Source organism: Streptomyces sp. NPDC055078 (genome assembly GCF_053607985.1).
In genome coordinates this window covers 1-6,630 of sequence record NZ_JBSGUP010000460.1, presented here as the reverse complement: position 1 = coordinate 6,630, position 6,630 = coordinate 1, and the positions used below count along the sequence as shown (strand labels likewise).

At 72.4% G+C, this 6,630-nt stretch carries 6 protein-coding genes and 1 pseudogene; 1 reads left to right on the top strand and 6 read right to left on the bottom strand.

Going from position 1 to position 6,630, the window contains the following annotated elements; all coding sequences use genetic code 11:
- Positions 1-55 precede the first annotated feature (55 nt).
- The 6 genes from ACWF94_RS29270 to ACWF94_RS29245 form a co-directional block, all read right to left on the bottom strand.
- Positions 56-430, bottom strand: a complete 375-nt coding sequence (locus ACWF94_RS29270; protein WP_453494963.1) for a hypothetical protein — start codon at positions 428-430, stop codon at positions 56-58.
- Positions 431-487: 57 nt separating this feature from the next.
- Entirely contained in the window at positions 488-916 is a 429-nt protein-coding gene (locus tag ACWF94_RS29265; RefSeq protein WP_453494960.1) for a roadblock/LC7 domain-containing protein, read from the bottom strand.
- A 76-nt stretch (positions 917-992) separates the two neighbouring features.
- Positions 993-1,802: a transcriptional regulator gene (locus ACWF94_RS29260; RefSeq protein ID WP_453494966.1), complete on the bottom strand. Its 810-nt coding sequence runs from the start codon at positions 1,800-1,802 to the stop codon at positions 993-995.
- Between the two features lie 92 nt (positions 1,803-1,894).
- A complete protein-coding gene (locus ACWF94_RS29255; RefSeq protein WP_453494957.1) occupies positions 1,895-2,359 on the bottom strand; it encodes a hypothetical protein in 465 nt (154 codons plus the stop codon).
- 162 nt (positions 2,360-2,521) lie between these two features.
- Positions 2,522-3,955 (bottom strand): APC family permease, encoded by a 1,434-nt coding sequence (locus tag ACWF94_RS29250; RefSeq protein WP_453494953.1) that lies wholly within the window; start codon positions 3,953-3,955, stop codon positions 2,522-2,524.
- 457 nt (positions 3,956-4,412) lie between these two features.
- Entirely contained in the window at positions 4,413-5,723 is a 1,311-nt protein-coding gene (locus tag ACWF94_RS29245; protein ID WP_453494950.1) for a diaminopimelate decarboxylase, read from the bottom strand.
- A gap of 214 nt (positions 5,724-5,937) precedes the next feature.
- Here ACWF94_RS29245 and ACWF94_RS29240 point away from each other — a divergent pair.
- A pseudogene (locus tag ACWF94_RS29240) lies at positions 5,938-6,630 on the top strand (urocanate hydratase); the annotation flags it as partial.

Here is a 6,630-nt window from a genome sequence, read left to right as displayed (position 1 = left end):
GCCTGGCGGCACCCGGACCGGGCGCCCATCCCGGGTGGCCCGGGGGCCGGTGCGCTCAGACCTCCAGTTCGGACTCGATCTTCTTGAGCTGGTGGCGGGCCATCGCGAGGTTCGACCGGTCCTTGTCGAGTGCGAGATACAGGAAGAGGCCGTCGGTGCCCCGGCCCCTGAGCAGGCGGATCAGGTGGTACTGGGTGCCGAGGGTGATCAGGATGTCCTCGATGGAGTCCTTGAGACCGAGCTGCTCCATGGTGCGGACCTTGGCGCGTACCACGTCGGTGTTGCCCGCCGCGGCGACCGCGAGGTCCAGGTCCTTGCCGCCGCCCACGGTGCCGAGTGCCATGCCGCTGGTGTAGTCGACGAGCGCGGCGCCGAGGGCTCCCTCGATGACGGTGGTGGCTTGTTTGAGGGCGTTTTCGGTGCTGGCCATGAGATGTGTCGTTCCCTTTCGTCTTCTGTTCGTCCGTGGTGCTGTGGGGGTCATGGGTCAGGCGCCCTCGGGCCGTTCGAGGGCGCCGTCGAGGAGTTCGCCGATCCGGGCGCCGGATCGGCGGGCCTCCAGGTGGAGCCGTCCGACATTGGTACGGGGCTCCGCGAGGAGGGTCAGTACGGCGGAGGCGCCCGCCGCGTAGCTGGCGACATAGCCCCGCTCGCCCCGGACCAGCAGCTCGCGGAAGGCGCCCTGGCCGGTGGCGTCGGTCAGCCGTACGGCGACGCCGAGCGCGGCGGCGGTCAGCGCGGCCACACCCTCCGGCTCGGCGGTGTCCGCCGCCAGCACCAGACCGTCCGTACTGGCGGCGAGAGCGCCCGTGAGCTGCGGTATGCGCACCCGCAGCCGTTTCAACTCGGCGAGCACATCGGCCTCGGCCGTCATGAGCTGTCTCCTCTCGGCGCGCAGCCGCAGCGCGCGCCTCATGACGTGCGGCGACGGGCCGGCGGCGGCCCGGGCGGAATCGGGTGGGTCCGCTGGGCCGAGGGGGCGGAGCGGGGGATCACAGGACTGCCTCCAGTGCGTCGCGGATCCGGCGGAGCAGCGCGGTGTCTGCGGTGTCGGGGGTGTACGGGATGTGCGGGATGTGGCGGGTGGGCGGGGGGTGCGGCACCGGGCGGGCCGTCCCGCCCGGTGGCGGGAGGGGGAGCGGGTCCGGTGCGGAGAGGGGGAGCGGGTCAGGGGCGGGCGTCGCGACGATCCCCTCGGCGGCCAGCCGCCGGACCTCGGCGAGGGTGTTGAAGGCGGGATGGCCCAGTTCCCGGGCGATGGCGGCCGGGGTCCGTACCCCGTCGGCCAGTTCCAGCAGCGCCCGGCGTCCCGGGCCGAGGGCCCGCCTCGGGAGCGGCGACAGCCGTACCACCGGGGCCGTGTCCACCGAGGCGTGCGGCCACAGGGAGTCCAGCAGCCGGCCGCGCCGCAGCACCTCCCGTTCCACGGTCCGGGTCGGCACCGGCCGCACCCGGCCGAGCCAGTGGGCGACCCCGTACCGGAACCGGGTCGGCCCGCCCGCCGGCGCGAGGGCGAAGTACGCGGCGTCGAACAGCGCCGCGAGATGGCAGAGTTCCATCTCCCCGCCGCTCACCTGGCCGCTGTCCACCAGATGGCGGGCGACCTCGTGGCGTGCTCCGGCCGCCGTGACCGCCTCCTCCCAGCGGTCCGGCCGCAGCCGGCCGCTCGCGGTCAGCAGGACGTCGAGTCCCGGTGCCGCGGGGGCCTCGGCGTGTACGACCTGACCGTCCGCCAGGAAGAGGGCGCCGTGGTCGCGCAGCAGTACGCCGGTGGCCCGCTCGTCCGCGAGCCGCAGGAGCATCGGGGCGACCGGTGGCGCCGCCGCCGGGGTCCCGGGAGTCCCGGGAGTCCCGGGGGACACGACGGGCGATATGTCGGGCGCTATGACGGGCGTCATCCGAGCACCAGCCGCTCGGCGAGGCTCCGCATCCGCAGCCGGGCCAGCGCCAGATTGCCGAGGTCGCGATCGAGCCACAGATGCAGGAACACGGTGCTGACGGTGCTGTTGAAGGCCGCGTCCACAAAGCGCACCAGGTGGTAGCAGGTGCCGGTGGTGACGATGAGATCCTCCACGGGCGGTGCGTCGCGCGACCGGCCACCCACCGCCGGCCCGTCGTCCCGGGGTTCCGCCAGCCCGTCGTCCAGGGGCTCCGCCGACCCGCCGGGCGACGCGAAGGCGGCGTACTCGGCGGCGACCCGGGCGAGTTCGGCGGTCTCGGCGGCGGTGGCCTCGTGGTCCTCGCCCGACGCCTCCCCGACGGTGCCGAGCGCGAGCCCGCTGACCGAGTCCACGATCGAGGCCCCGCGGGCGCCCGGCACCAGCATGGCCTCCAGCAGACACTCGTCGATTCCGGGCACGCCGACTCCGATCTCCGTTCTGGTGTTCCGCGCACAGGTGTGCGGCGGCTGTGACGGAGAGGTTACGCAACGTGGCTGAAAAAAGTGAAACTTCCGGAGATCTTCAGTGGAAAGCTCCGCGCCCCGATAAGGTGCGCGCACCACGCATCGTAAATGGGTGGCTCAGGAAGCGTTCTCGCGGGTCCCCCCGTCCGGCCCGTGCGGAGTACCTCCGTCCTGCCCGCGACGAGTCGCTCCGTCCTCCCCGCGCGCCTTGAGCACCACCTTGTTGACGCCCCACAGCCCGACCCCGATCGCCAGCAGCACACCCGCCCGGACATAGACCTCCGCCTCCCGGTCGGCCAGCGGGCTCGCCAGGACCACCGCCGTGATCGCGCCGAGGACCGGCAGGGCCGTGGGCGTACGGAAGTGCCGGTGGGCCACTGGGTCCCGGCGCAGCACCAGGACCGCGATGTTCACCGTTGCGAACACACAGAGCAGCAGGAAGGCGGTGGTGTCGCCGAGCCCTTCGATCTCGCCCGTGGAGACCAGACCCACCGCGAGCAGCGAGACGAAGAGGATCCCCACGACCGGTGTGCAGCGGCCGGGCAGCACCCGGGCCATCGCGCGCGGCAGAATGCGCTCATTGGCCATGCCGTAGCAGAGTCGGGAGGCCATCATGATGTTGATCAGTGCCGTGTTCGTGAGTGCGAACAGTGCGATCAGGGCAAAGAGCTTGGGCGGGAAGTCGATGCCACCCGCCTTGACCACCTCCAGCAGCGGGCCGCTGGAACTCTCCAGGGTGCGGTGGTCGACCAGCAGTGACGACGCCAGGGCGACCAGGACGTAGATGGTGCCGGTGACGCCGACACCGAGGAAGATCGCCCGGGGGAAGGTGCGGACCGGGTCCTTCGTCTCCTCGGCCATGTTGACCGAGTCCTCGAACCCCACGAACGCGAAGAAGCCCAGCGCGGTCGCCCCCAGCACGCTGGTGAACAGCGCGTATCCGCCGCCCGCCTCGAACTCGGTCAGCCGGGACGGCTCGCCGTCCCCGGAGAGCACCGCCCACGCGCCGACCGCGAGCACGATCGCCAGCCCCGTCAGCTCCACGATCGTCAGCACCACATTGGTCTTCACCGACTCCGAGACCCCGCGCAGATTGAGCGCGGCGAGGACGAGGATGAACAGGATCGCCAGCAGGGTCGCCGGGATCGCGTCGGTGAACTCCTGGAAGTAGTCCCCGCTGAACGCGCGGGCCGCGGCGCTCGCGGACGACAGCCCGGAGCACATCACCATGAACGCGATGATGAACGTCAGGAACGGGACCTTGAACGCCTTCTGGGTGTAGAGCGCGGCACCGGCCGCCTTGGGGTACTTGCCGACCAGTTCGACATACGACGCGGCCGTGAGGAGCGCGACGGCGAACCCGATCACGAACGGCAGCCACAGGGCGCCGCCGACCTTGCCCGCGACCTTGCCGGTCGTGGCGTAGATCCCGGTGCCGAGGATGTCCCCGATCACGAACAGAATCAGCAGCTTGGGCCCGATGGCCCGTTTGAGCGGCCCCTCGGCGTCGGGCGCCTCGGGAGCCTGCGGCGTACCGGATGCGGTGGTCAAGGGACCTCCTCCGATGGGGGCGGGTGCCGTCAGGGAGGAGATCTTCCCGGCGCGGCGGAAGTGATGCGCGCCACACCGCGTTTCTCCTCCGAGCCGTCCGCACCGGGCCCGTTCCGCGCGGGCCGTGCGCGCCGGGGCCGTGGGGCGTGCGCCGCCCGCGCCGGGTCCGTACCGCGCGCGGTGTCCGCGCCGGGTCCGTACCGCGCGCGGTGTCCGCGCCGGGTCCGTACCGCGCGCGGTGTCCGCGCCGGACCCTCGTGCCTGGACCTGCTTCCGGCACGCGGTGTCCGTCCCGGGCCCCGTGCCTGGACCTGCTCCCGGTCCTGCTCCCGGACCTTGTTCCGGGCCCTCCGCGCCTGGACGCGTTTCCCCGGCCCTCCGCGCCTGGACCCGCTCCCGGGCCCTCCGCGCCTGGACGCGCTCCCGGGACCCCGCCCCCCGACCCGCCCCGGAGGGGCTACAGCAGGGCGTCCGCCCGCCCGCCGCCCGACTCGGCGACGATCTCGGCCAGGGTCTGGGGAGCGCGTACGAGGGAGAAGCGGACCTTCCCGTCCCGGTCGGCGGTGAAGCCGTGGACGCCGGGCCGGGGCAGGCTGTTGTAGCCGTAGTGGCTGGAGAAATAGTACGCGCCGGTGTCCAGCGCGGCGATCACATCGCCCTGCTCCAGCAGCGGCAGCGCCCGCCCCTCCGCCAGCAGGTCGCCCGCGAAACAGGCCGGTCCGGCGATGTCCTGGACGACATGGTGGCCAGTCCTGGGCAGGCCCCGCGCGTCGTAGGCGAGGATGCGCAGCGGCCAGGAGGCCGGGTCGTAGACCGTACGGGTGGCGACCTGGACGCCCGCGTGGGTGACCGCGATGGGGCGGGAGCCGGTGACCTTCGCGTACTCGACGCGGGCGAGGATCAGCCCGTGCTTGGCGAGCAGGGACCGCCCGAACTCGGTGACGAGGCCGTACCGCCCGTCCAGCAGCCCCGGGACCCGCTCCTTCAGCAGCCGGGCGTAGTCGGCGAAGGCCGGCCGGTGCTCGTCGGACGAGAAGTTCACCGGGAGGCCGCCGCCGATGTCGATGGTGTCGATCTGCCGCCGCCCGGCCGCCGCGTTGATCTCCTCGGCGAGGGTGTACACCTCCCGGGCGCCCTCGGCCATCCGCGCGGGCGGTATGCCCTGGGAGCCGGTGTGGGTGTGCAGCCGGGTCAGCCAGGGCCGGTCGAGACACATCCGTACGACCGCGTCCCGCGCGCCCTCGTCGCGCAGCGCGACCCCGAACTTGGAGGTGGCGGTGGCCGTGGAGAGCGCGTCGATCGAACCCCCGCCGATCTGGGGGTTGATCCGCAGACCGAGGGGTGACGCCGTCCCGGCAGGTACGAGGGCGTCGAGGCGGGCCAGTTCCTGAGGGTTGTCCGCGTTGACCGCGATCCCCAGGGCGAGGGCCTCGCGCAGTTCGGCGGGCGTCTTGGCCGGGGAGTCGAGGACGGTACGCCCGGAAGGCACCCCGGCCGCGCGCGCCAGGGCCAGCTCGCCGGGGCTGGCGACCTCCGCGCCGATGCCCTCGGCGTCCAGCAGCGCCAGGACGGGCACCAGGGGCGCGGCCTTCACCGCGAAGGCATGCAGCACGGGGGCGTCGGTGACGGCGGCGAACGCCTCGCGCAGGGCCCCGGCGGAGGCGCGGATTCCGGCCACGTCCAGGAGGGCGGCGACGGGCTGGTCCTCGGTGAGAAGCCCCTGCTCGACAGCGGCTCGTACGGCGTGGTTCCGGCGATCGGCGGTCATATGCGCCAGCCAATCATCCGGGGCACGGCCACCGCACCTGTTGACTAGAAGTATTCATACGGCCAGGATGTGAATGGATAACTCAACATGACCGGTGACTCGACATGACGGACAGCTCAGCACAACGGACAGCTCAACAGGCCGGACAACTCAGCATGACGGACAGCTCGACAGGCCCGGTCATGGCCGGACGCAGTCGCGAGGAGGCATCGCCATGTCAGGACCCCGCCCCGTACGGGCACCGCGCGGTACGGAACTGAGCGCCCTGGGATGGCAGCAGGAGGCCGCCCTCCGGATGCTCCAGAACAATCTGGACCCGGAGGTCGCCGAACACCCGGACAAGCTCGTCGTCTACGGCGGCACCGGCAAGGCGGCCCGCGACTGGCGCTCCTTCGACGCGATGGTGCGCACCCTCAGGACGCTCAGGCAGGACGAGACCATGCTCGTCCAGTCCGGCCGCCCGGTCGGGGTGATGCAGACGCACGAGTGGGCGCCGCGCGTCCTGATCGCCAACTCCAATCTGGTGGGCGACTGGGCGAACTGGGAGGAGTTCCGGCGGCTCGAAGCCCTCGGACTCACCATGTACGGCCAGATGACGGCCGGCTCCTGGATCTACATCGGCACCCAGGGCATCCTCCAGGGGACGTACGAGACGTTCGCCGCCGTCGCGGCCAAGCGGTTCGGCGGCACCCTCGCCGGGACCATCACCCTCACCGCCGGACTCGGCGGCATGGGCGGCGCGCAGCCGCTCGCCGTCACCATGAACGACGGCGTGGTGATCTGCGTCGACTGCGATCCGCGCGCGATCGAGCGCCGTATCGAGCACCGCTATCTCGATGTACGCGCCGACTCGCCCGACGACGCGCTGCGGCTGGCGACCGAGGCCAGGGATGCCCGCCGCCCCCTG